The organism is Microbacterium sp. STF-2 (assembly GCF_034650155.1).
GTDB classification, from domain to species: domain Bacteria; phylum Actinomycetota; class Actinomycetes; order Actinomycetales; family Microbacteriaceae; genus Microbacterium; species Microbacterium maritypicum_A.
The window spans coordinates 529,430-551,716 of sequence record NZ_JARKMW010000001.1; the positions used below are offsets into that span (position 1 = coordinate 529,430).

Consider the following 22,287-nt stretch of genomic DNA (forward strand, 5'->3'; position numbering starts at 1 on the left):
GTGCGACGATTGCCGGTATGACGGACATCGTGGCGGGCGACATCCCCGAGGACATCGAGAGATGCGTGGACGTCTGGTTTCACGCGCTCCGGCACCGTGACGGGGATGTCGACTCCCGCTCGATCGCCGATCGCATGCGAAAGCTGTTCGATGGCCATGTCCTCCGGTTCGCGCTCACGGGGGAGCCTCTGGCGGGTTTCGCTCTCACCACGCCGAAGACACACGACGAGACGACGGCCGTGTTGGAGCGGATCGCCGTGATGCCGTCATCCGCCGGGCAGGGACATGGTCGTGCCCTGCTGCGCGATGCGATTCAGTATTCGACGGGTGCCGGCTTCTTCAGCCTCGAACTCGCGGTGCGGCGAGGGAACGCCGCCATCCAGCTCTACGAATCGGAGGGGTTCGCGGCGGTCTCGGAGCCTGTCCCGCACCCGCTCGGCGGCGAGCCCATGATCACCTACCGCCGTGATCTCGTCGATCGGCACAGCGGAGCGATCGCGGGTACCTCAGGACTCAGCGTTCCGCGGGTACAGGGCCCCGAGATCGTTCTCCGACCTTTCGAGGAATCTGACATCGATGCCGTGTTGGAGGCGTCCTTCGATCGTTCGATCACCGACGTCACCACCGTTCCCATCGTCGCTGATCCCGGGCTCGCCGGCGCGTGGCTGGTCCGGCAGCACGAGCGGGCAGCGAAGGGTATCGGCTACTCGTTCGCGATCGAGGCGAACGATGAATGCGTGGGGCAGATCGGGCTGTGGCTTCGTGACCGGGACCAGGGTCGAGCGACCGTCGGCTACTGGATCCGACCCACGCGACGTGGCGAGGGATACGCCTACAGCGCGCTGCAAACCCTCACGGAATGGGCGTGGCACCTCGCCGATCTGCATCGTCTGCAGCTGCACATCGACCCGACGAACGGGCCCTCACTCCGGACTGCTGAGAAGGCGGGCTATGCGCGCGAAGGGTTGCTTCATTCCTGGCAGAAGATCGGCGATGAGCGCCGGGACATGCTCGTGTACAGCCGACTCCGGTCACCGTCGCCGATTGCTGATCCGGCGGCTGAGGAACCGGCTTAGTCGACGATGCGGTGGCCGAGATCTTCGAGGATCATCGTCACGAGTTGATCGGTGGTCGTCTCCGGGCCGACCCGTCGCTCATCGAACCAGGGGAGTGGTTGCCACCCGTCGTGCCATCGGCGGATCTCGTCCTCCCCGAAAGCGTTCGCGAGAGGTCTTCCGGTATGGCGCCGAATCTTCTCTTCGAGGCCGACGTCGAACTGATAGATTCCTGTCGTTCCGCGATGGTCGAGGTACAAGCTCTCGAAGGCTTCGGCGTAGTCGCGCAGATTGAAGATCCCGTCGAGGATGACGTCGTAACCGAGGTCCAGCGCCTGCCGGGCGGCGCCGACGATCAGGATGCTCGCCGCTCGAGAGCGTCTCAACCGGTTGGGGTCGTGCAGCAGCTCACGGCGGAAGTGGTCTTGAGAAATGACGGCGACCCGTTGACCTAGTGCCGGTCGCAGTGCCCTCGCCGTCGTCGTCTTCCCCGATGCGGCATCGCCGCGCAGAATGACGAGACGCGTGGAGCCATTGCCCGTGAGAGTCATCGAACCATCCTTGCAGCGCCCGCCAGGCGGGTCGAGTCGGGCGATCAATCGAGCGCGAACGGCATTCCCAGCGCGGCCCTGAGTTTCGACGCGAATGTCTCGCGACGGCCGGGATCCACCCACTCCGCGTCTCCGTGTCGTTGGTACAGCCGATCGTCCGGAAAGCGGGGGAACACATGCACATGCAGGTGCCAGACGTCCTGGTCTCCTGCGGGCTCATTGTGCTGCCGGATGGAGGTCCCCTCGCATCCGTAGGATGACCGGATCCCGATCGCCACCCGCTGCGTCAGATCCCACACCGCGAAGCCGTCCTCCGGTGACAGGTCGTAGATGTTCTCCACGTGCGTCCGCGGGATGACGAGGACCGCTCCGGGGTTCCCCGGCCACCACTTCGGCGCGATCCGAGCGAATGCACGGTCGGTGACGGCGACCACGTCGGACGGCATGCTGAGTTCGTCGTACAGACCCTGTTGGAATTTGCAGAACGGACACGCATATCCGGGCGGCTCGTGGGTGGCTGGATGCACGCACCGATCATCGCACGGGGGAGTGCTGGTCCCGGGAGCTGCATCTGTCACCGGTGGCGCTGACGATCTTCTGAGCTGACATAATGTGCATTATCGGCTATCTTTCACGATCCGAGAGCGGTGATCGATAGGCTCGCCTCGTGAACGGAAGCAACGTCGACATCGACTGGGAATCTGCGCGACGCGCGAATCAGGAGAACTGGGAGGATCGCGTCCCGGTGCACACGGAAGCCTATGGGCTCGCTGCGTTCGACGATCCCGCGCATCTCAGCGACGTCGTTCGCGACGACCTCGCGACGATGACGTCGTTCCTTCCTGCGGACGGTCTGTCCGGCCTCGATCTCTGTCACCTGCAATGCCACATCGGCACCGACACGGTCTCCCTGGCTCGCGCCGGTGCGACGGTGACCGGCGTCGATTTCTCGCCGTCTGCGCTGCGTGCGGCGAGCGATCTCGCCGTGCGTCTGGGTATCGATGCGACGTGGGTGCAGACCGATGTGCTCGATGCACGGGCTGCAGTCACCGGTGACTTCGATGTCGTGTACACGAGTATCGGGACGATCAGCTGGCTCGACGACCTGGATCGGTGGGCGGCGCAGATCGTGCAGCTGCTGCGTCCGGGCGGGATGTTCTTCATCCGCGACGGTCATCCCGCCCTGTACGCGCTGGATGAGGACGCGGACACCTTGACCACGCGCTATTCCTACTTCGCGACCGGTCGCGCGCAGCAATGGGACGACGACAGCACATATGCCGGCGACGGTCGTATCGACCACGCCCGCACTTACGAGTGGCCGCACCCGTTGTCCGAGATCCTCGGTGCGCTGCTGCGTGCAGGGCTCAGGCTCGTCCACTTCGATGAAGGTCGTACGCTGCCGTGGCGATTCAGCGATCGCACGGTCGAGGTGTCCGGCGGCTACGCCTGGCCCGAAGCCGAGCGGGATCTGATCCCCTGCACGTACACGATCATCGCGCGCGTCGACGAAGGCGGAGCCGCCGGAGACGCGTGATGGTCGGAGTGCGAGCGTGGGCACGCACTCCGACGTTCTCACGCCCCGACGTACTGCGCGAGGTGCTCCCCCGTGAGCGTCGATTTTTGGGATACCAAATCGCTCGGCGTTCCCTCGAAGACGATCCTGCCACCGTCGTGTCCGGCTCCCGGCCCGATGTCGATGATCCAGTCCGCGTGCGCCATGACTGCCTGATGGTGCTCGATCACGATCACGGTCTTGCCGGCATCCACGAGTCGATCCAGCAGTCCCAGGATCTTGTCCACATCGGCGAGGTGAAGGCCGGTCGTGGGCTCGTCGAGCACGTAGACGTCGCCCTTCTCCCCCATCTGGATCGCGAGCTTGATGCGTTGGCGTTCGCCACCGGACAGCGTCGACAGCGGCTGCCCGAGTGACAGGTAGCCGAGACCCACGTCTTCCATCCGCCCGAGGATCGCCGTGGCGGCCGGCAGCTTGGCCTCCCCGTCGCTGAAGAACACCCGAGCCTCGGAGACCGGCAGATCGAGCACCTCGGTGATGTCCTTGCCTGCGAGCTTGTACTCCAGTACCCCGGCCTGGAAGCGCTTGCCTCCGCAGTCCTCGCAGGGAGTCTCGATCGTGTCCATGAAGCCGAGCTCCGTGATGATCACACCCGCGCCCTTGCACGAGGGGCAGGCGCCTTCGGAGTTCGCGCTGAACAGAGCCGGCTTCACGCCGTTCGCCTTCGCGAAAGCCTTGCGGATCGGCTCGAGGAGTCCCGTGTACGTCGCCGGGTTGCTTCGCCGAGAGCCCTTGATCGCGGCCTGGTCGATCGCCACGACTCCGTCGCGCTTGGACACCGACCCGTGGATGAGCGAGCTCTTGCCCGAGCCCGCCACGCCCGTCACGACGGTGAGGACCCCCGTCGGGATGTCGACATCGACGTCCTGGAGGTTGTTCGCGGTGGCCCCGCGCACTTCGATCGATCCGGTTCCGGAGCGCACTGCCTCCTTGAGCTGGGCCCGATCCTCGAGGTGGTCACCGGTCTTGGTGCCGCTGGCCTTCAGCCCCTCGACCGTGCCCTCGAAGCAGATCTCCCCACCGGCGCTGCCCGCACCAGGCCCCAGATCGACGACGTGGTCGCCGATCGCGATGGTCTCTGGCTTGTGCTCGACGACCAGCACGGTGTTGCCTTTGTCCCGCAGCTTCAGCAGCAGGCCGTTCATGCGCTGGATGTCGTGCGGGTGCAGACCGATCGTCGGCTCGTCGAACACGTAGGTGATGTCGGTGAGCGATGACCCGAGGTGCCGCAGCATCTTGATGCGCTGCGCCTCTCCCCCGGACAACGTGCCCGACGGACGCTCCAGACTGAGGTATCCGAGGCCGAGCGTCACGAAGGCGTCGAGATTGGCGCTGAGCGCCTGCAGCAGCGGGCCGGCTCCGGGGAGATCGAGTCCCCGGACCCAATCGGCCAGGTCTGTCACCTGCATGCGGCACGCATCGGCGATGCTCACACCCTCGATCTTCGACGACCGCGCCCCCTCGGTGAGCCGCGTCCCATCGCACTCCGGGCAGACGGCGAACGTGGCCACGCGCTCCACGAAGGCCCGGATGTGCGGCTGCAGCGCGTCGAGGTCCTTCGAAAGCATCGACTTCGTGATCTTCGGGATGAGACCCTCGTACGTCATGTTGATCCCGGAGATCTTCACCTTCGTGACCTCGCCGTAGAGGAAGAGGTGCCGCTGCTTGTCGGTGAACTGGGAGATCGGCTTATCCGCGGGATAGAAGCCCGACTGGGAGAACCCCTTCACCATCCATCCGTCGGCCGTGTAGCCGGGCACCATGATGGCACCGTCGTCGAAAGACTTCGACTCGTCGACGATCTGGGCGAGATCGAGGTCGGACACCGCTCCCCTGCCCTCGCATCGCGGACACATGCCGCCGAGGTAGATCGCATCCTTCACGATCTTCTTCTCTCCACCCGGGCCTGTCATGACACCGCTGGCCTTCTGCGTCGGGATGTTGAACGAGAAGGCGGTCGGTCCGCCGATATAGGGCTGCCCCAGCTTGCTGAACAGGATGCGGAGCATCGCGTTGGCGTCGGTGACGGTGCCGACGGTCGATCGGGGGTTCGCTCCCAGACGCTCCTGGTCGACGATGATCGCCGTGGTCAGACCCTCGAGGATGTCGACATCTGGACGGGGCACCGACGGCATGAACCCCTGGACGAAGGCGCTGTAGGTCTCGTCGATCATGCGCCGCGACTCCGCCGCGATCGTGTCGAAGACGAGCGAGCTCTTCCCCGAACCAGACACGCCGGTGAACACGGTCAGACGGCGCTTCGGGATATCGACGCTGACGTCCTTGAGATTGTTCTCGCGCGCACCCTGTACGCGGATCAGGTCGTGGGTGTCTGCGGGGTGCTCGTCCGTGGTCATCGGCGTCTTTCGTGGGATCGGTGGAGAAGGTCAGGCGGCCTGGTTGATACGCAGCAGGTTGCCTGCAGGATCGCGGAACGCGCAGTCGCGCACACCGTAGGGCTGATCGATGGGCTCCTGCACGACATCGGCTCCACGTTCGACGAGACGCTCGAAGAGGGCGTCGACGTCATCGCTGGCCAGCGTGAGGGCCGCGTAGCTGCCCTTGGCGATCAGCTCGAGAATCGTCTGACGCTCGGCGTCCGTGATGCCCGGATCGGTTGCCGGCGGGTGCAGCACGATCGATGTCTGCGGCTGACCCTCGGGCCCGACGGTGAGCCACCGCAGGCCGTCGTACCCGACATCGTTGCGCACCTCGAAGCCGAGGGCGTCGCGATAGAACGCGAGGGCCGCTTCGGCATCGGTGTGCGGGAGGAATGCGTAGTGGATGCTGATGTTCATGGTGTTCACGTTAGGTGCGCATCGGTGCGCGGCGCTTCTCGATTCCTGATCGGTCTGGTCACGTGCTTGGCCTGGAACGAGGGGATTCCCTCGACGCTGGCAGCGCGTTCACGGTACACGCTGGGTGCGACACCGACCAGCTCGGAGAATCTCGTGCTGAACGTGCCGAGTGAGGAGCATCCCACCTCGAAGCACACTTCCGTCACCGTCAGGTCTCCGCGCCGCAGGAGCGCCATCGCCCGCTCGATCCGTCGGGTCATCAGGTAGGAGTACGGGGATTCGCCATAGGCCTCACGGAATTTCCGGCTCAGGTGTCCTGCGGACATGTGCACCCCGCGCGCGAGCGCCTCCACATCGAGTGGTCGCGCGTACTCCCGGTCGATGCGGTCTCGGACTCTCCTCATCACGGTGAGTTCGCGGAGGCGAACTTCGTCGACGTCGGTCACGACTTGATCTTGCCATGTCCCCGGAAGTCGCGGCATGACGGAACGAAACGCGGAAGACGGCTTCTCCCCCGCTCCGGCCCGGCGGAGCGCTACCCTGAGGGTGCATCCTCACAGGATCTTCTCAGAAAGGGGTCCCCACCATGTCTGAACCACTCACGGAGGCCAAGTCGTTGTTCAAGTCGATCCGCGTCACGCTGGCCGTCGCCGGTGTGCTGGCGCTGCTCGCCGGAATCGTCCTCCTCGTCTGGCCGGTGAAGTCCGCGGTCATCGTGACGGCGATCTTCGCCACCTACCTCATCATCGCCGGTCTCGTCTACGTCGGACTCGGCATCTTCTCGAGCGCGAAGGGCGGGTGGGCGCGCGTCGGTCACATCGTCCTCGGCCTGCTCTACATCGCTGCCGGTGTCATCGCGTACTTCAACCTGAATGCCGCCGCCGCCACGCTCGCCTTCGTGGTCGTGATCTTCATCGGCGTCAGCTGGATCGTCGATGGGATCGTCGCGCTCACACTGCTGGGCAGCGACGGCTCGCGCGTCTGGACCGTCCTCTACGCGATCCTGAGCATCGTCGCGGGAATCATCGTGTTGTTCTCGCCGCTCATCGCCGGCTTCGCGTTCTGGCTGCTGCTGGGCATCTCGCTGGTCGTGCTCGGAATCATCCAGATCGTGCGCGCCATCACGCTCGGTCGAGACGAGAAGGAATACGTCTCCGCCGTGCAGGGTGGAGCGACGAGCTGATCCTCTCGGTCTGAAAACAGAACGGCCCCGTCCCGCAGCGTGCAGGACGGGGCCGATCTGTGCGCCCTGGCTACTCGGCGGCGAAGGCGCTCACGTCACCGACGAGGCGCGTGTTGTCCGCCGGTACCGGGTCGATGACGGCCTTGGCGACCTCGGCTGCGAACTCCGAGACGTTGTAGAGCTTGCCGGCCGATTCCCGGCGCTCGGCGATGGCGCCCGGGTTCGCGCGCTCGAGCAGAGTCGCCGTGATCGTTCCTTCGATCATGTCGCCCGAGACGACGGTGAACCCGATCCCCTTCTCGGTCAGTCCGGGGATGAGCTCGCGGAGCGCGTCCTCCCCCGCCCGCTTCGAGAGTGCCACCGGTTCGTACTCCGGCATGGTCGGCGTGGTCCGGATGAAGTGCGCCTGGTGGCTGGTGACGAACACGACGCGCGCGCCGTCTCCGAGCAGGGGCGTCGCCGCGTTCAGGACGTTGAGCTGGGCGTCACGGTTCAGCGCGAGGGCGTAGTCCTCGGCCATGCCGGATTCCATGCCGCCGGAGGCGTTGAGCACGAGGACGTCGAGCCGCCCGTATTCGGCGCGGATCGCCTCGAACATCTCGGCGACGGATGCCTGGTCGGTCAGGTCCGCGCCGACGACGAGAGCGCGACGGCCGAGCTCGCGGAGCTGGGCGGCGAGCTTCTCTGCACGCGGTGCCTTGTTGCGGAAGTTGATGACGACGTCGGCGCCTGCCTCGGCGAGGTAGCGCACGGTGTCGGCGCCGATGCCCCGCGATGAACCGGTGACAAGAGCGACCTTGCCGTCAAGGGATCCTGCGGGAAGAACGTCGGTCACGGTGACTCCTCATGATGCGTGAAAAAGCCGTGATCGCACGGCCCTCTCACACTATCAAGCGCGCGCTGTGGCACCCTGATCCGTCGGTGCCCGCGTGATACGTTGACCACAAAGGAGGCCGCATGGACAACTTCACGACATTCGTCACGTTCATCGACCAATGGGCATGGATCGGCTGGCTGGTCCTGATCGCCGTCTTCCTCGTCATCGAGATGCTGTCGCTGGACTTCACCTTCCTGATGCTGAGCTTCGGCAGCGTCGTGGGGCTGGTCACGGACCTGATCGGTGTTCCGGTCTGGCTGCAGGTCATCATCGCCGCGGCCGCCGCCGCGCTGTTCATCCTCTTCCTGCGTCCCCCGCTCCTCAAGCGACTGCGCCGCGGAGAAGATCCGACCAAGTCGAATGTCGACGCCCTCGTCGACCTGCGCGGTATCGCGCTGCACGACATCACTCAGATCTCCGGCCAGGTCAAGCTCGCCAACGGCGACACCTGGACCGCTCGCACCGCCACGCCCGTGCCGATCCCGCAGGGCGCTCCGATCGCCGTGACCGCGATCAACGGTGCGACCGCCATCGTCCGTCCCGTCAACGACTAGGAGAACCCGTGAACGACGCATCGTTCATCCCCACAGCGATCCTGTGGATCCTCGTGATCGCGGTGATCATCTTCGTGGTGGTCACCGTCGCCCGTGCGATCCGCATCATCCCCCAGGCGACGGCAGGGGTCGTCGAGCGCCTCGGGCGCTATCACAAGACGCTGACCCCCGGTCTGAACGTCCTCGTCCCGTTCATCGATCGCCTGCGCCCCCTGATCGACATGCGCGAGCAGGTCGTCTCCTTCCCGCCGCAGCCGGTCATCACCGAGGACAACCTCGTCGTGTCGATCGACACGGTCGTCTACTTCCAGGTCACCGACGCGCGCGCAGCCACCTACGAGATCGCGAACTACCTCGGTGCGGTCGAACAGCTGACCACCACCACTCTTCGCAACGTCGTCGGTGGCCTCAACCTCGAAGAGGCACTCACGAGCCGCGACAACATCAACGGGCAGCTGCGCGTCGTGCTCGACGAGGCCACCGGCAAATGGGGAATCCGCGTCGGCCGCGTCGAGCTGAAGGCGATCGACCCGCCCATCTCGATCCAGGACTCCATGGAGAAGCAGATGCGCGCCGAGCGTGACCGACGCGCCGCGATCCTCACGGCCGAGGGAACCAAGCAGTCGGCGATCCTCGAGGCCGAGGGTGCCCGTCAGGCCGAGATCCTCCGGGCAGAGGGCGACAAGCAGGCAGCTGTGCTTCGCGCACAGGGTGAGGCCGAGGCGATTCAGAACGTCTTCAGCGCCATCCACCAGGGCGAGCCGGATGACAAGCTGCTCGCCTACCAGTACCTGCAGATGCTGCCGAAGATCAGCGAGGGGCAGTCCAACAAGCTGTGGATCATCCCGAGCGAACTCACCGAGGCGCTCAAAGGCATCGGCAGTGCGTTCACCCCGAAGCCGGGCCAGGGTCCGACGAACACGCTTCCGGGCGCGTGACGCACCCGTACTTCTCGAAGACGCGGCATCCCCGAGTCCTCGCCCACCGCGGTCTGATCACCGCGGCAGGCGAGGACTCCGGCGTCTGGGAGAACTCTGCCGCGGCTTTCGCCGCCGCGCACGCGGCGGGTGTCGACTACATCGAGACCGACTGCCAGGTCACCGCAGACGGCGATGTGGTGCTGTTCCACGACACGACCCTGACCCGCCTGATCGGCGACAGCCGAAGGGTCCAGGATGTGCGCACACGCGAACTGCGGACGCTCTTCTCCGACCACGGCGGACTCCTGACGGTGTCGGAGGCGCTGGCTTCGTTCCCGGACGTGCGTTTCAACATCGATGTGAAGACGGCCGCAGCCGTCGAGCCCCTCGGCCCGATCCTGGTCGATCACACCCACCGCGTCCTCCTGACCAGCTTCTCCGACGCGAACCGCCGTGCCGCCCTCGCCTCGGTGCTGCGAGCCGGCGCCGCTCTCCGTCCCGCGACGTCGGGAGGGAGCCGGACGATCGCCTCCCTGCGGGGAGCCTCGGCACTCCACCTCTCCCCCGCCCGTCTGCTCCGCGAGATCGACGCGTTGCAGATTCCCGAGCGCTACGGCGCGCTGAAGGTCCTGACCCCCGCGCTCCTGCGTGCGGCGCACCGGCACGGCGTCGAGGTCCATGTGTGGACCGTCAACGACCCCGAGCACATGCGGCGACTCGTCGGCCTCGGAGCTGACGGCATCGTCTCCGATCGCGCGGATCTCGCTCTCAAGACGCTCTCTCCCCACTGACTCCCGACTCGCCCCATAACCTCCGGCGCTGGGATTAACCTGTGAGTTCCGCCGAGAAGGCGGGCGCGTGGATGAAGCGCACAGGCTGGAGCGTTATACCTGACAGCGACGAGAGGACCACACAATGGCAGATCGCAGCCTGCGCGGCATCCGACTCGGCGCCCAGAGCCTACAGAGCGAAGAGGGCGTCGTTTTCATGGAGCGCCGTGAGACCACCTACACCTGTGACACTTGCGGCCACGTCACGAACCTGATGTTCGCGGCGGATGCAGAGCCGCCCCAGACCTGGGAGTGCCGCGCGTGCGGCGCCGAGGCGCGCTTGAACGTCGACGGTCAGGCCGTCACGCTCGAGGCCAGCGATGAGAAGGCCGCCCGCACCCATTGGGACATGCTCCTGGAGCGCCGTACCCGCGCCGAGCTCGAAGAGCTCCTCGAAGAGCGCCTCGCCTTCATCCGCGCCCGGCGCGGCGCCGGCGAAGACCCGACCCGCGAGAAGATCGGCGCCTAGCGCCTCCTGGCGCGCCACCACCCGACGAGGAGCGCGCCGAGCCCGCCCCACAGCAGGATGGCCTGCACCCAGGGGCCCAGTACGACACCCGCCGTGAGGCCGGACCGGAGCTCGACATCTTCGAGCATCGCTCCGGCCTCATCTGCGTCCAGGCTGGTGACCGTCGAGCCGTCCGCGCGGATGACCTGGCTGGTGCCGACCGTGGAGACGTTCACCACGCTGCGGCCCGTCTCGATCGCCCGCATCCGCGCGAAGGCGAGCTGCTGGAGGTTCTCGTCCGTACCGCGGAAGTCGGCGTTGTTGGTCTGGAACACCAGCACCTCGGCACCGGAGTTCAGTCCCTGCCAGATCACGTCGTCGTAGATCACGTCGAAACAGATGGCGAGACCGACGCGCACGTCGCCCACATCCATGATCGGGGGGTTCGACCCCGGCGTGTACTCCCTCTGGATGAGCCCGATCAGATCGGGCGCGAGCGCGTTGAAGAAGGCGCGGTCGGGTACATACTCCCCGAAAGGGACAGGGTGACGCTTGTCGTGCAGCTGCGTCGCGGTGCCATCGGCGTTCCAGAGCATGGAGGTGTTGAAGAAGCGGTCGTCGCGCCCGGTGGCCGCATTCGCCAGCAACGGGGCGTCGATCCGATTGGCGACGAGCGTCATCCGTCGAGCGAGGGCGTCGATCTGGAAGGGGTCGCCGTCCAGTGAGCCTTCGGGCCAGACGAGGAGATCCACGTCCTCGCCGTAGAGAGGCGCTGTGGCTTCGGTCTGCGCCTGGATGACGGCGAACGCTTCGCGGTCATCGAAGTACCCGGTGGGACCGTTCCCCTGCACCGCCGCGATGCGCAGGGAACCGCTCGGGGACGTCGGGAAGAGCGGGGTGAACAGCAGCACCGCGAGGACGGCGGCGGGCGCGATCAGAAGGAGCGGACCACGCCATGCACGCAGTCGGAAGACTTCGATCAGCATCGCGACGACGAGCACCATCAGGAAACTGAGACCGCTGACACCGACCCATGATGTGACGGATGCCAGAGGGCTCTCCGCCTGACTCATGCCGATCCGTGCCCAGGGGAAGCCCCCGTAGGGCCAGGAGCCGATGAAGAGCTCCCGACCGACCCAGAGGGCGGCGATGACCGTGGGAAGTCCCAGGAGACGTGCTGCGGTCCCGGGGAAGGCCTTCGGCATCCAACGGTACGCGAGGGCGATCGGAACCAGGGCGACGGCGGTCAGCACGCCTTCCACCACGCTGAGGGCGGCCCAGGGAACAGGCCCCAGGTATCGCGACGTCCAGGAGACGAGAAGCCCGAAGAACAGGATGCCGTAGACGAGACCGACGAGCAGAGCCCCACCGAACCGGCGCCCGATCAGCGCGACGAGCAGAAGCGCGGTCGCGGGGAAGGCGAGAATCCAGATCGCGGCCTCAGGATAGGCCAGGTCCATCATCAGGGCGGCGAGTGCGGCAGCGAGCACAGCGGCCCAGAGCGGCAGGAGGGCGCGCTGCGGCGCTGGTTTCTCGGTCATTCCGTCCATCTCACATCGACGAGTAGGCGACGATGCCGCGACGCACCCCGTCGAGCGCGGCACGAGCCGTACGCGCGAGAGCCGCATCCTCGGCCACGATCGACAGCTGGTCAAGCAGATCGATCGTCTGCTTGGCCCAGCGCACGAAGTCCCCGGCCGCCATATCCGCATCGACCAGCACCCGGTCGAGCATCCCGCCCCGCGCCCAGGAGTGCATCGCGCCGGCCAGGCCTGCGGCCAGGGGCTCGCTTCCGGGGAGGTGATGGTCCTGCTCGAGGTCGTCCAGCTCGGCCCAGAGCGTGGTCGTCTTCTCATACGCCGCGCGGAAGGGCCCTCGCGGTAGACCCCTCTCCCCCGTGTTCGCCTCGTCGCGGCGGGGTTCGTACACCAGACAGCACGCCATGGCTGCAAGGGACGGAGCATCGAGGCCGGCCCAGAGGCCTTGACGCAAGGACTCCGCGACGAGCAGGTCACGTTCGCCGTAGATGCGACGCATGGTCCGTCCGGCCTCGGTCAGCGTGGTCTCTCCGTCCTCGTCACGTAGATAGTCGAGCGTCTCCAGGACCTCGACGACGCGGTCGAAGACCCGCGCGACGGTCCCGGTGCGTGTCTCGATCTGACGACGGATGCGATCCGTCTGACGCTTCAGCTTCCAGTAGCGCTCCGCCCAGCGTGCGTGCGCTTCGCGGTCGGGACAGCGATGGCACGGGTGACGCTGCATCTGCGTCCGCAGGGTCTGGATGCGCTTCATGCGCTTGTCGCGCGACGCGCGCGGGGCGTTCGAGTCCTGACGGTTCTTCTTCTCGAGGTCGCTCAGCTCGCGTCGGATCGCCGCGTACTCGGGGAAGTCGCCGTGTTCGCAGGCCATCGCGCTCTGATAGCCGGCCAGCGATTCCTCGGCTTCACGCACCTGCCGCGCCAGCCCGACGACGGCACGGTCGGCCTGGAACTGGGCGAACGACGATTCCAGGATCTCTCGGGACCTGGGCTTGCCGAACAGGTCGATCAGGTTGACGGCCATGTTGTACGTCGGCCGGAAGCTGGAGTTCAACGGGTAGGTGCGGCGGGAGGCGAGTGCAGCGACCGCCTGTGGATCCATGCCCTCGGTCCACTGCACGACGGCGTGACCCTCGACATCGATCCCTCTGCGTCCTGCGCGCCCGGTGAGCTGGGTGTACTCCCCCGAGGTGATGGCCACCCGGGCCTCGCCGTTGAACTTCTCCATCTTCTCGAGCACAACGGTGCGTGCCGGCATGTTGATCCCGAGCGCGAGCGTCTCGGTGGCGAAGACGACCTTGACCAGCTTGCGCTGATAGAGCTCTTCGACGACCTCTTTGAAGGCGGGCAGCAGCCCCGCGTGATGCGACGCCACTCCGCGCTCCAGATTGTCGAGCCATTCCCAGTAGCCGAGGACGCCGAGGTCCTCCTCCTGGAGCGTGCGCGTGCGCTCTTCGACGATGGCCCGGATCTCGGCACGTTCCTCATTCGAGGTGAGCCGGATCCCCGAGCGGCGCACCTGTTGCACCGCGGCATCACACCCCACGCGGCTGAAGATGAAGAAGATCGCCGGCAGCAGATTCGCCCGCTCCAGAAGCCGCACGACGTCGGGGCGGTCCATCCGCTCGATCCGGCGGGCATTGGCGGCACGCACCGGACGACGCCCTCCCCGCGGAGGCCGCTTCGCCTGACGGCCGGCATGACGGTCGCTGCGATAGGACTGCGCCTGGCGGTTGTTCTCGTAGGTCGTGCCCGTCGACGAGCGGATCCGCATCAACTCCTGGTTCACCTGCGCCGTGGCGAGACCAGCGCGGTCGTCGAACAGCGGCAGGAGGTCGTCGCGGACGAGCACGTGCTGCTCGAGCGGCACGGGACGGACCTCGGAGACGATCACCTCGGTGTCGCCGCGCACGGTGTCGAGCCAGTCGCCGAACTCCTCCGCGTTCGACACCGTGGCACTCAACGACACGAGGCGGACACGGGCGGGGAGGTGGATGATGACCTCCTCCCACACCGCGCCCCGGAACCGATCGGCGAGGTAGTGGACTTCGTCCATGATGACGTAGCGGAGGTCGCGGAGGGCCGAGGAATCGGCGTAGATCATGTTGCGAAGGACCTCGGTCGTCATCACGACGATCCGTGCGTTGCCGTTGATGTTCGTGTCGCCCGTAAGGAGTCCCACGTCGTCGGCACCATAGACGTCGACCAGTTCTCGGAACTTCTGGTTCGAGAGGGCCTTCATCGGTGTCGTGTAGAACGCCTTGTCACTCGGGGTCTGCATCGCGAGGTGGATAGCGAATTCGCCGACGATTGTCTTCCCGGCGCCCGTCGGCGCCGCGACCAACACGCTCCGGCCGCTCTCGAGCGCGTGACAGCCGGCGACCTGGAAGGGATCGAGCTGGAACTTCTGCAGTGCGGCGAACGCCGTCGACTGCGGGTGCTCCACTGCTTCCTGCGCGCGGGCGTACCTCTCGGAAGGCGAACTCATGCCGGATCCGGCAGAAGCCCTGATGCCTCGTCGCGTTTGCGCTTTCGTCGGTCGAAGATCAGTGAGAGACCTGCGGCGGCGAAGAAGAGGACGATCAGGATGCCCGCGAGCATCAGCATGCTGACGACGTCAGCCGCCGGCGTCGCGAGCGCGGCGAACACCGTGGCGATGATGATCGCGACACGCCATCCCTTGAGGATCGCCCGTCCGGACATGACGCCTGCGAGGTTGAGTGCCACCAGGAACACGGGCAATACGAACGAGATGCCGATCACGATCATCAGTTTGAAGATGAAGTCGTAGTACTCCTGGGCGGAGTAGAGGTTCGTCGCCCCGGCGGGCGTGAAGCTCCACATCAGTTCGATGATGTGGGGCATGATCATGACGCCGAGGTAGCAGCCGGCGAAGAACAGCGGAACGGCGGCCACGACGAAACCGATCGTGTACCTGACCTCCTTGCGGGTGAGACCGGGCATGATGAACGCCCAGATCTGCCACAGCCATACCGGAGCCGACAGGAAGATGCCGATGGAGAAGGCGATGCGCATGCGCATGTCGAACGCGGCCGTGACCGTGCCGAAATTGAGTGCGCTGAAGTCGTCTCCGCGCTTCTCGGCGATGATCCGTACCGGCTCGGTGATGAAGTTGATGATCGGGTCGGCGATGAGGAACGCGACGACCATGCCGACGAGCAGCGCAAGCGCAGCGAACATCAGGCGCTTGCGCAGTTCGACGAGATGCGCGCCCAGCGACATCCGTCGATCCCGATCCGCCTTCGGCATCACGGTCGGTTCGATGGCTGCCACGGCCGGTCAGGCGCGGGGCGGGGTCTCAGGGTCGATGCCCGAGTCCTTCACCGTGGTCGGCTCGGCGGCTGCGGAATCGGTGCGAGCGGCGTCGTCGTCCTTCATCGCCTTCATCTCGCCCTTGAACACGCGCGCGGACTGTCCCATGCTCTTCGCGAGAGCCGGCAACTTGGCAGCACCGAACAGGAGGAGGATCACGGCGAGCACGATAAGCAGGTGCCAGCCTTGCATTCCAGCGAACATGTCAGGATTCCCGTCGTCGGTGAGCGTTCGCTCCAGTCTACAGATCAAACCTTTGCTTCGGGTTGGCGATACAGGGCGAGTCCCGAGGCAGCCCAGTCCCTCGCCGCTGCGCGGGCGACACCGGGTTCCAGGACTTCCATCGCTCCGCCGAAGCGCGCAGCCAGCCGCTTGATGCCCCGTGGGTCGGCGAGATGGAGGCGCGCTGTCACGGCCCCGCCGATCACCTCGGTCTCACCGGGGGGAAGGAATCCGTTCAGGAGCGGAGCCAACCGCTCGGCGACACGAACCGTGACCTCGCGCTCATCGTCGAGTCCTGCGAATGCCTCGGGAACCTGATCGCCCGCATGGGTGATCGGGATGTCGGTCAGCGTCGGGGCGCTCACCCGATCGAGATGGAAGGTGCGCATCGCCTGTCGGAGGTGACACCACCCCTGCAGGTACCACTGTCCGTTGGTGATGAGGATCTGCATCGGGTCGACCGTGCGCGTCGTCGGGGCTGCGTCGGGAGCCTGATAGGTGAAGGAGATCGCGACCCCCTCATGAAGCCCGCGGGCGACCGCCTCGCGAACCTCGTCGACGGCGCTCGGAGCGACGACCACATCGGCGGGCGCATCCGCGGCGCCTCGAGAGAGTTTGGAGATCAGGCCGGCGACGAGGCCCGAATCGGAGACGGCGGGCACTGCAGCCACCATCTGCAGACCCGCCAGGAGCGCGGCAGCCTCACGCGCGGTGAACCGTGGGACGCGACGCAGAGCGACGTCGTTGGTGATCTCGATGACGTCGTCCAGATCGAGTAGGTCCCAGTTGATGTCGAACATCTCCTGAGGTTGCTGCCAGTAGCCCGATTCCCCGGGCAGACCGATGACGGTGAGCTTCTCGACCATGCTCCGCATCTCCTGCGGAGTCACGCCGAACTCTGACGCCGCCTCCTGGAGAGAGACCTGGCCGTGCTCGAGGAGGTAGGGGACGAGGGTCAAATAGACCCGCACGCGATCAGCCGCGAGCAGGGGCTTCGCCTTCGCGCTCATTTCGCCTCCTCGACGTCGGTGTGGGCTCGCACGACGGCACGAAGGCGCGAGATCACCGCTTCCCGGAGCAGGGCGGGTTCGACCACTCTGACTTCCGGACCGTACGAGGCGAGTTCATCCGCGAGGATGTGCAGGTCGACGAAGGGGACGTTGATCCCCTGTGCGGCGGATGTGGCCCGTCGTCCCAGGCGCAGTGCGGCCTCCGTTCCTGGCGTGACCTCCAGGAGCGCGGAGTTCTCGGATGCGACGCGTTCCAACCCGGCGAGGGCGCGATCCCCCGCCCCGTCGCGCAGCGCGGGGTCGAAGCTCTGCGTGCTCACGCGCACGTCGCCGACGACCCGGCTGAGGAGGAACGTGCGATCTTCGTCGACGTCGACGTCGATGCCGAAGACATGCCAGCGTGCCTCGTAGTCGACCAGCGCCAAGGGGCGGATACGCCGACGACGAGGCGTGTCCTCGCCGGGCTTCAGATACTCGAACGTCACCACCTTGCACCGCTCGATCGCATCCTGCAGCGGTGAGAAGGCGGCGTCTCGCGCGGTGATGCGCGGCGCGAACCCGATGATCGGTTCATCGCCGTCGATGCCGAGGGCTCGGATCTTGCGGACGCCGGACTGCGCGTCGCCCGAGACCGACTCCGCACTCCACACGCTGCCGGCGAGTTGCAGCACCGCCAGCTCGGCGGGCGAGAACTCGATGTCGCTGGGGAGATCGTATTCCGCCTGCGGAATGCGGTACCGCGCTTCGCGGAGATCGTTCGGGTCCGCGGCGTCCCCGATGGTCTCGATGGGCACGCCGAGCGAGCGCAGCTCGTCCTTGTCGCGCTCGAACATCTTCTCCAGGGCGTCCGAGCGGGTGCCCGCTTCGGCGCGTTGCCGATAGCCGGAGACGTTGTCGAGGATCTGCTGCTTGGTCAACCCGATCTCCGTGGCCATCAACGCCACGACGAGATTCGTCAGGCGCTCCTCCGCGGGGATCCGGGCGGCCATCACGGCGCAGGCGCCGTCACTGCGCCCAGGATGTCGACGACGATGGCGGTCGCGGGAGTGTTCTCGGCCGCGGGGAACACGACGAGGAGCTGAGAGCCGACAGTGGCGCCGACGAGTTGCTCTGCAGCAACGCTGACGCTGGCATCCTTGCCCCAGGAACTCGTCGTGACCTTCTTGTCGTCCCAGCCGACACCCATGACGTTCGAGACGACGATGTCGCCCTTCTTCACCTTCGGGCCGTCCCCCTTGATGAGCGTCTGGGTGGTGATCTCGGTGGGCGCCGGAACGTCGGGGATGATGATGCCGGGAGTTCCGTCAGGAGCGCGCACCACCGTCGGCATGCCGCGTGCGTCGTTGAACTGGAGCGCTCCCGTGGCCTTCGACGGCATGACGTCGAGCACATCGATCACGGCCACGATGTTCTCGCCCTTGTCGAGGCCGAACGCCTGGACGTTCTGCTCGCCGAAGTCCTCGGGGGTCAGGACGGCGAGGACGCGGCTGCCCTCGGTCGCGCATTCGAGCACGTCCGAGAGCCCCGCGGAACGCTGCGCCCAGTAGTCGATGCTGTGGACGCGGCTCTGGTCGCCGTTGAACTCGGACTGATAGAGCTTCTTGCCGCTGTCGCCGCCGTAGAAGGCGATGTCCAGCACCACCGGCTGGAAGTCCGAGCCCAGCGCGAGCCCGTCGCCGACGGTGACGTCGGCGAACGAGGTCTTGTCGCTCTTCACCGGCCCGAAGACGGTGACGTCCGGGACCGAGCCGAGGTCACCACTCACGTCGGCGACGTTCAGGATCTTGTCGTTGCCCCCGCGATCGCAAGCGGCGACACCGTCGGATGCGGTCGCGGTGCACCCTGTGAGGGCGAGGACGGCAAGGCTGAGAGAGGCCAGAACGGCGGACGTTTTACGCACGCGCTCCAGTCTATTCCGTCGCGTGCCCGGAATCGCGCGATGCGGCGGCCAGGCGCGCCCCCTCGGCGGCCTTCTCCGCCTCCCGCGCGCGCTTGCGCAGGTTCTTGTCGCTGATCTCGCGGTCGCCGACGGCGCCGGGGGTCCACGCCTCCACGTCTTCGTCGCCGTAGCTGCTCTTGGACGCCCGCCGCTTCACCGAGGGCGCGATGGCGCCCGGTGCGAGTCGACGTGCGGTGAGGAGGAATCCCGTGTGCGCGACCATCCGGTGATCCGGCCGCACGGCGAGACCCTCGACGTGCCAGCCGCGGACCATCGTTTCGGAGGCATCGGGATCGGTGAAGAGCCCCGTGCCACGGATGTACTCGGCCACCCGGGAGAGCTGTGTCGCGGTCGCCACGTAGCAGAGCACGACCCCGCCAGGGGTGAGGGCCTCAGCGACGGCATCCATGCACTCCCACGGCGCCAGCATGTCGAGCACGACGCGGTCGACGGAGGCCGGAGCGGTCTCCGTCGGCAACGCCTCGACGAGATCGCCGACGACGACCCGCCAGGTGTCCGGGTGCTCGCCGAAGAACGTCTCGACGTTGCCGCGCGCCACATCGGCGAAATCTTCACGGCGCTCGAACGAGATGAGCCTCCCCGCCGGACCCACCGCACGCAGGAGCGAGAGCGAGAGCGCGCCGGAACCGACCCCGGCCTCCACGACCACCGAGCCAGGGAAGATGTCCGCCTGCATCACGATCTGCGCCGCGTCTTTGGGGTACACGATCGCGGCGCCGCGCGGCATCGACATCGCGAAGTCGCGCAGCAGCGGACGCAACGCCAGGTAGTCGTGTCCCGAGCTGTTGGCGACGACGGAGCCGTCGGGCAGCCCGATCAGGTCGCGATGACGGAGCACGCCCTGGTGCGTGTGGAGCTCGCCGTCCTCGCGGAGCGTCACGGTGTGCAGACGGCCTTTCGGACCGGTCAGCTGCACGCGATCGCCGGCGCGGAACGGCCCGCTGGGCCGCGGAGCTCGGGAGTCGGTCATCGGGTCGCTCCTGTCGAGGCGGTGCTGCTGTCATAGAGATCGGTGAGGTCGGCGGCTCCCCGGCCGGCGAGCGTCGGCCACAGCTCGTGCGCCCCGAGGTGATCCAGCGGGACGATGTGCGGAACGGCGAGCGTCAGCGCTCCGGAGGCGAGGCCGGCACGGACACCGGTGGGCGAGTCCTCGATGACGATCACCTCGGCGATGTCGACATCGAGGAGGGCTGCGGCCTGTAGATACGGCTCGGGGTGCGGCTTGGGGTTGTCGACGTCATCCCCCGCGACGACGATGTCGAAGGCCTCGAAATCGATCAGATCCACGACGTTCAGAGCCATCCGACGCAGCGACATCGTCACGAGCCCGGTCGGGATGCCCGCCGCCCGGAGATCCCGGAGCAGTTCGCGCGCGCCGGGACGGAACGGGACGCCCTGCGTGCGGAGCGATTCCTGCACGACGTCGGTCAGGTGGGAGACGATCGCCTCGGCTTCCATGGCGACTCCGGCATTCTGAAGGATCACCGCGCTGTCGATCAATCCGCTGCCGACGAGCTGCAGAGCGTCTTCGTGGGTCCAGGATCCGCCGAAGGACTCGACCAGTGCTGTCTCGGCCGCCATCCAATACGGTTCGGTGTCGACGAGTGTTCCGTCCATGTCCCATAGGACCGCGCTGGGCTTTCTGCTCACTGAACCCATGCTAGCCGTGGTGCCGCCCGCTCCCCGCCTTCGCGGACTAGCCTGGAAGGATCACGACCGCGATCTCGAAGGGAGCCCTCGATGGATGTTCTCGGTCCGCGCATCGTCATCGCCGCCTTCGACGGCTGGAATGACGCGGGTGAAGCGGCGAGCAGCGCCATCGAGGCGCTGCGCTCCCCGTCGGAATACGATCTCGTGCATTCCGTCGACCCCGAGCTGTACTTCGACTACCAGTACACGCGTCCGTCGACGCGGATGGATGCGGAAGGCCGTCGTCAGCTCACCTGGCCGGAAGCAGGTCTGTGGCGTCCTCGGAACCCCGGCCCGGGCCCGGAGTTCTGGCTTCTCACCGGAGCCGAGCCGGCGCGCACCTGGCAGGCGTTCGCCTCCGAGTTCATCGACATCGCTCTGCGCGACGACATCACCGGTCTCGTCACCCTCGGCGCCATGCTGTCCGACGTTCCGCACACACGGCCGATCTCGATCTTCGCCTCCAGCCAGAACGAGCAGGTGCGCGAGGCACATGGTCTGGAACGCTCGCTGTACGAGGGCCCCGTGGGGATCCTCACCGTCTTCGAGCACTTCGCGGAGAACGCCGGCATCCCCACCGCGAGCCTGTGGGCGAGCGTGCCGCACTACGTCGCTTCGGCGACACCGTCGCCGAAGGTCACGCTCGCCCTCCTCGACCGTCTCGAGGAGCTCACCGGAGTGGATGTGGATCGCACGGCGTTGCGCACGGAGGCCGCCGCCTGGGAGGCGTCGATCGATGCCGCCGCATCGGAGGACGAGGACATGGCGGAGTACATCCGCCAGCTCGAGCGCACCCGTGACACGTGGGACTCCCCCGAGGCGTCGGGCGATGCGATCGCCCAGGCATTCGAGCGCTACCTGCGCCGCCGCGACGACGGTCCGGGCGACCGCAAGCGCTGAGCGCGGGTCAGGCGGCGATCACGCCGGTGCCGAGAAGGACCAGCAGGACGGTGCCGAGCAGGATGCGGTAGATGACGAACGGCAGGAAGCTGCGCTTCGAGATCCAGTTCATGAAGAACGCGATCACGCCCAGTGCCACCACGAAGGCGATTCCCGTCGCGGCGAGGGTGTCGCCGAACGAGAAGAACGACGGCTCGTCCCAGCTCTTGAACACCTGGTAGAAGCCGCTGCCGAAGACGGCGGGGATCGCCAGCAGGAAGGCGTAGCGCGCTGCAGCCGCACGCTCGTATCCGAGGAACAGGCCCATCGTGATCGTGCCGCCCGAGCGGGAGACCCCGGGGATCAACGCCAGCGCCTGCGCGAAACCGAAGGCGATGCCGTGCGGGTAGGTGAGGTCATCGAGCTTTCGGCGCTTCGCTCCCACGTAGTCGGCGACGCCGAGCAGGATGCCGAACACGATCAGCATGACGGCGACGATCCACATCGATCGGAGCACGGTCTCGATCTGATCCTGGAAAAGGAGCCCGAGGACCACGATCGGGATGCTGCCGATGATGATCAACCAGCCCATCCTGGCGTCCGGATCGTTGCGCGGCGCCTTGCCGACGAGAGACCGGAACCACTGCGTGACGATGCGCACGATGTCGCGCCAGAAGAACACCACGACGGCGGCCTCGGTGCCGATCTGTGTGATCGCGGTGAACGCGGCCCCCGGGTCCTCACCCGAGGGGAGGAACGTTCCGAGGATGCGCAGGTGAGCGCTGGAGGAGATCGGAAGGAACTCGGTGAGTCCCTGGACGATGCCGAGGATCAGTGCTTCGAGCAGGTGCATGGAGAGCTTTC

24 protein-coding genes are annotated in these 22,287 nt (G+C 66.6%); 8 read left to right on the forward strand and 16 right to left on the reverse strand.

Annotated features, from left to right (window positions below; all coding sequences use genetic code 11):
- Nucleotides 1-17: 17 nt before the first annotated feature.
- On the forward strand, nt 18-1,076 hold the full coding sequence (locus tag MicroSTF_RS02535; RefSeq protein WP_322953376.1) for a GNAT family N-acetyltransferase: 1,059 nt from the start codon (nt 18-20) through the stop codon (nt 1,074-1,076).
- Here MicroSTF_RS02535 and MicroSTF_RS02540 read toward each other — a convergent pair.
- Nucleotides 1,073-1,606, reverse strand: a complete 534-nt coding sequence (locus MicroSTF_RS02540) for an AAA family ATPase (RefSeq protein WP_322953378.1) — start codon at nt 1,604-1,606, stop codon at nt 1,073-1,075. The two genes, MicroSTF_RS02535 and MicroSTF_RS02540, sit on opposite strands and share 4 nt — an antisense overlap.
- A 44-nt stretch (nt 1,607-1,650) precedes the next feature.
- Nucleotides 1,651-2,052, reverse strand: a complete 402-nt coding sequence (locus MicroSTF_RS02545) for an HIT family protein (protein WP_322953382.1) — start codon at nt 2,050-2,052, stop codon at nt 1,651-1,653.
- Between the two features lie 221 nt (nt 2,053-2,273).
- Between MicroSTF_RS02545 and MicroSTF_RS02550 the strand changes: the two genes are divergently transcribed.
- Nucleotides 2,274-3,143, forward strand: coding sequence for a class I SAM-dependent methyltransferase (locus MicroSTF_RS02550; protein ID WP_322953384.1), 870 nt, complete (start codon nt 2,274-2,276; stop codon nt 3,141-3,143).
- A 38-nt stretch (nt 3,144-3,181) separates the two neighbouring features.
- Here the strand turns inward: MicroSTF_RS02550 and MicroSTF_RS02555 are convergent, their stop codons facing one another.
- The 3 genes from MicroSTF_RS02555 to MicroSTF_RS02565 are packed head-to-tail and all read right to left on the reverse strand — an operon-like array spanning nt 3,182 to nt 6,384.
- Nucleotides 3,182-5,539 carry an excinuclease ABC subunit UvrA gene (locus MicroSTF_RS02555; protein ID WP_322953386.1) on the reverse strand — a complete coding sequence of 786 codons (2,358 nt, stop codon included), beginning with the start codon at nt 5,537-5,539 and terminating at the stop codon, nt 3,182-3,184.
- A 30-nt stretch (nt 5,540-5,569) separates the two neighbouring features.
- Complete coding sequence (locus MicroSTF_RS02560) at nt 5,570-5,980, reverse strand: VOC family protein (RefSeq protein ID WP_029259226.1); 411 nt, start codon at nt 5,978-5,980, stop codon at nt 5,570-5,572.
- A gap of 5 nt (nt 5,981-5,985) precedes the next feature.
- On the reverse strand, nt 5,986-6,384 hold the full coding sequence (locus MicroSTF_RS02565) for a helix-turn-helix transcriptional regulator (protein WP_231479834.1): 399 nt from the start codon (nt 6,382-6,384) through the stop codon (nt 5,986-5,988).
- Between the two features lie 182 nt (nt 6,385-6,566).
- Between MicroSTF_RS02565 and MicroSTF_RS02570 the strand changes: the two genes are divergently transcribed.
- A complete protein-coding gene (locus MicroSTF_RS02570) occupies nt 6,567-7,163 on the forward strand; it encodes an HdeD family acid-resistance protein (RefSeq protein ID WP_021200570.1) in 597 nt (198 codons plus the stop codon).
- Nucleotides 7,164-7,233: 70 nt separating this feature from the next.
- Here the strand turns inward: MicroSTF_RS02570 and MicroSTF_RS02575 are convergent, their stop codons facing one another.
- Nucleotides 7,234-7,998, reverse strand: a complete 765-nt coding sequence (locus MicroSTF_RS02575) for an SDR family oxidoreductase (RefSeq protein WP_021200569.1) — start codon at nt 7,996-7,998, stop codon at nt 7,234-7,236.
- A 122-nt stretch (nt 7,999-8,120) separates the two neighbouring features.
- On the opposite strand from MicroSTF_RS02575, the gene MicroSTF_RS02580 reads away from it, so the two are divergent.
- The 4 genes from MicroSTF_RS02580 to MicroSTF_RS02595 all read left to right on the forward strand — a co-directional run bounded on the left by MicroSTF_RS02580 (nt 8,121) and on the right by MicroSTF_RS02595 (nt 10,813).
- A complete protein-coding gene (locus MicroSTF_RS02580) occupies nt 8,121-8,594 on the forward strand; it encodes an NfeD family protein (RefSeq protein ID WP_021200568.1) in 474 nt (157 codons plus the stop codon).
- Nucleotides 8,595-8,602: 8 nt separating this feature from the next.
- Nucleotides 8,603-9,532: an SPFH domain-containing protein gene (locus MicroSTF_RS02585; protein WP_021200567.1), complete on the forward strand. Its 930-nt coding sequence runs from the start codon at nt 8,603-8,605 to the stop codon at nt 9,530-9,532.
- The gene (locus MicroSTF_RS02590; RefSeq protein WP_029259225.1) at nt 9,529-10,305 is read left to right on the forward strand and encodes a glycerophosphodiester phosphodiesterase family protein; all 777 of its coding nucleotides are present in this window, start codon (nt 9,529-9,531) and stop codon (nt 10,303-10,305) included. Before MicroSTF_RS02585 ends, MicroSTF_RS02590 begins: the two co-directional genes overlap by 4 nt.
- A 124-nt stretch (nt 10,306-10,429) precedes the next feature.
- Nucleotides 10,430-10,813, forward strand: a complete 384-nt coding sequence (locus MicroSTF_RS02595; RefSeq protein WP_021200565.1) for an RNA polymerase-binding protein RbpA — start codon at nt 10,430-10,432, stop codon at nt 10,811-10,813.
- Here the strand turns inward: MicroSTF_RS02595 and lnt are convergent.
- From lnt to MicroSTF_RS02640, 9 genes are read right to left on the reverse strand one after another with little or no spacing between them, the layout of a single operon-like run.
- Entirely contained in the window at nt 10,810-12,342 is a 1,533-nt protein-coding gene (gene lnt / locus MicroSTF_RS02600) for an apolipoprotein N-acyltransferase (RefSeq protein ID WP_416338459.1), read from the reverse strand. The two genes, MicroSTF_RS02595 and lnt, sit on opposite strands and share 4 nt — an antisense overlap.
- 1 nt (nt 12,343) lies before the next feature.
- Complete coding sequence (locus MicroSTF_RS02605; RefSeq protein ID WP_322953398.1) at nt 12,344-14,818, reverse strand: DEAD/DEAH box helicase; 2,475 nt, start codon at nt 14,816-14,818, stop codon at nt 12,344-12,346.
- Nucleotides 14,815-15,573: a twin-arginine translocase subunit TatC gene (gene tatC / locus MicroSTF_RS02610; protein ID WP_029259222.1), complete on the reverse strand. Its 759-nt coding sequence runs from the start codon at nt 15,571-15,573 to the stop codon at nt 14,815-14,817. Before tatC ends, MicroSTF_RS02605 begins: the two co-directional genes overlap by 4 nt.
- A gap of 57 nt (nt 15,574-15,630) precedes the next feature.
- Nucleotides 15,631-15,867 carry a Sec-independent protein translocase subunit TatA gene (gene tatA, locus MicroSTF_RS02615; RefSeq protein ID WP_021200561.1) on the reverse strand — a complete coding sequence of 79 codons (237 nt, stop codon included), beginning with the start codon at nt 15,865-15,867 and terminating at the stop codon, nt 15,631-15,633.
- A gap of 44 nt (nt 15,868-15,911) precedes the next feature.
- Nucleotides 15,912-16,895, reverse strand: coding sequence for a helix-turn-helix transcriptional regulator (locus tag MicroSTF_RS02620; protein ID WP_029259221.1), 984 nt, complete (start codon nt 16,893-16,895; stop codon nt 15,912-15,914).
- Nucleotides 16,892-17,884 carry a helix-turn-helix transcriptional regulator gene (locus MicroSTF_RS02625; RefSeq protein WP_021200559.1) on the reverse strand — a complete coding sequence of 331 codons (993 nt, stop codon included), beginning with the start codon at nt 17,882-17,884 and terminating at the stop codon, nt 16,892-16,894. Before MicroSTF_RS02625 ends, MicroSTF_RS02620 begins: the two co-directional genes overlap by 4 nt.
- Nucleotides 17,884-18,795 (reverse strand): hypothetical protein, encoded by a 912-nt coding sequence (locus MicroSTF_RS02630; RefSeq protein ID WP_136024885.1) that lies wholly within the window; start codon nt 18,793-18,795, stop codon nt 17,884-17,886. Before MicroSTF_RS02630 ends, MicroSTF_RS02625 begins: the two co-directional genes overlap by 1 nt.
- A gap of 10 nt (nt 18,796-18,805) precedes the next feature.
- A complete protein-coding gene (locus MicroSTF_RS02635) occupies nt 18,806-19,825 on the reverse strand; it encodes a tRNA (adenine-N1)-methyltransferase (RefSeq protein ID WP_029259218.1) in 1,020 nt (339 codons plus the stop codon).
- Nucleotides 19,822-20,514: an HAD family hydrolase gene (locus MicroSTF_RS02640; protein ID WP_029259217.1), complete on the reverse strand. Its 693-nt coding sequence runs from the start codon at nt 20,512-20,514 to the stop codon at nt 19,822-19,824. The genes MicroSTF_RS02635 and MicroSTF_RS02640 overlap by 4 nt, the downstream gene beginning before the upstream one ends.
- An 81-nt stretch (nt 20,515-20,595) precedes the next feature.
- Between MicroSTF_RS02640 and MicroSTF_RS02645 the strand changes: the two genes are divergently transcribed.
- Nucleotides 20,596-21,444 (forward strand): PAC2 family protein, encoded by an 849-nt coding sequence (locus MicroSTF_RS02645; RefSeq protein ID WP_029259216.1) that lies wholly within the window; start codon nt 20,596-20,598, stop codon nt 21,442-21,444.
- Nucleotides 21,445-21,451: 7 nt separating this feature from the next.
- Here MicroSTF_RS02645 and MicroSTF_RS02650 read toward each other — a convergent pair whose 3' ends face one another.
- Entirely contained in the window at nt 21,452-22,276 is an 825-nt protein-coding gene (locus tag MicroSTF_RS02650) for an undecaprenyl-diphosphate phosphatase (RefSeq protein WP_021200554.1), read from the reverse strand.
- Nucleotides 22,277-22,287: the final 11 nt, after the last annotated feature.

Coding starts and splice junctions, on each gene's coding strand:
- MicroSTF_RS02535 (WP_322953376.1), top strand. CDS start 18: ATGACGGACATCGTGGCGGGCGACATCCCCGAGGACATCGAGAGATGC.
- MicroSTF_RS02540 (WP_322953378.1), bottom strand. CDS start 1,606: ATGACTCTCACGGGCAATGGCTCCACGCGTCTCGTCATTCTGCGCGGC.
- MicroSTF_RS02545 (WP_322953382.1), bottom strand. CDS start 2,052: ATGCCGTCCGACGTGGTCGCCGTCACCGACCGTGCATTCGCTCGGATC.
- MicroSTF_RS02555 (WP_322953386.1), bottom strand. CDS start 5,539: ATGACCACGGACGAGCACCCCGCAGACACCCACGACCTGATCCGCGTA.
- MicroSTF_RS02560 (WP_029259226.1), bottom strand. CDS start 5,980: ATGAACATCAGCATCCACTACGCATTCCTCCCGCACACCGATGCCGAA.
- MicroSTF_RS02565 (WP_231479834.1), bottom strand. CDS start 6,384: ATGAGGAGAGTCCGAGACCGCATCGACCGGGAGTACGCGCGACCACTC.
- MicroSTF_RS02570 (WP_021200570.1), top strand. CDS start 6,567: ATGTCTGAACCACTCACGGAGGCCAAGTCGTTGTTCAAGTCGATCCGC.
- MicroSTF_RS02580 (WP_021200568.1), top strand. CDS start 8,121: ATGGACAACTTCACGACATTCGTCACGTTCATCGACCAATGGGCATGG.
- MicroSTF_RS02595 (WP_021200565.1), top strand. CDS start 10,430: ATGGCAGATCGCAGCCTGCGCGGCATCCGACTCGGCGCCCAGAGCCTA.
- lnt (WP_416338459.1), bottom strand. CDS start 12,342: ATGGACGGAATGACCGAGAAACCAGCGCCGCAGCGCGCCCTCCTGCCG.
- MicroSTF_RS02605 (WP_322953398.1), bottom strand. CDS start 14,818: ATGAGTTCGCCTTCCGAGAGGTACGCCCGCGCGCAGGAAGCAGTGGAG.
- tatC (WP_029259222.1), bottom strand. CDS start 15,573: ATGTCGCTGGGCGCGCATCTCGTCGAACTGCGCAAGCGCCTGATGTTC.
- tatA (WP_021200561.1), bottom strand. CDS start 15,867: ATGTTCGCTGGAATGCAAGGCTGGCACCTGCTTATCGTGCTCGCCGTG.
- MicroSTF_RS02620 (WP_029259221.1), bottom strand. CDS start 16,895: ATGAGCGCGAAGGCGAAGCCCCTGCTCGCGGCTGATCGCGTGCGGGTC.
- MicroSTF_RS02625 (WP_021200559.1), bottom strand. CDS start 17,884: ATGGCCGCCCGGATCCCCGCGGAGGAGCGCCTGACGAATCTCGTCGTG.
- MicroSTF_RS02635 (WP_029259218.1), bottom strand. CDS start 19,825: ATGACCGACTCCCGAGCTCCGCGGCCCAGCGGGCCGTTCCGCGCCGGC.
- MicroSTF_RS02640 (WP_029259217.1), bottom strand. CDS start 20,514: ATGGGTTCAGTGAGCAGAAAGCCCAGCGCGGTCCTATGGGACATGGAC.
- MicroSTF_RS02645 (WP_029259216.1), top strand. CDS start 20,596: ATGGATGTTCTCGGTCCGCGCATCGTCATCGCCGCCTTCGACGGCTGG.
- MicroSTF_RS02650 (WP_021200554.1), bottom strand. CDS start 22,276: ATGCACCTGCTCGAAGCACTGATCCTCGGCATCGTCCAGGGACTCACC.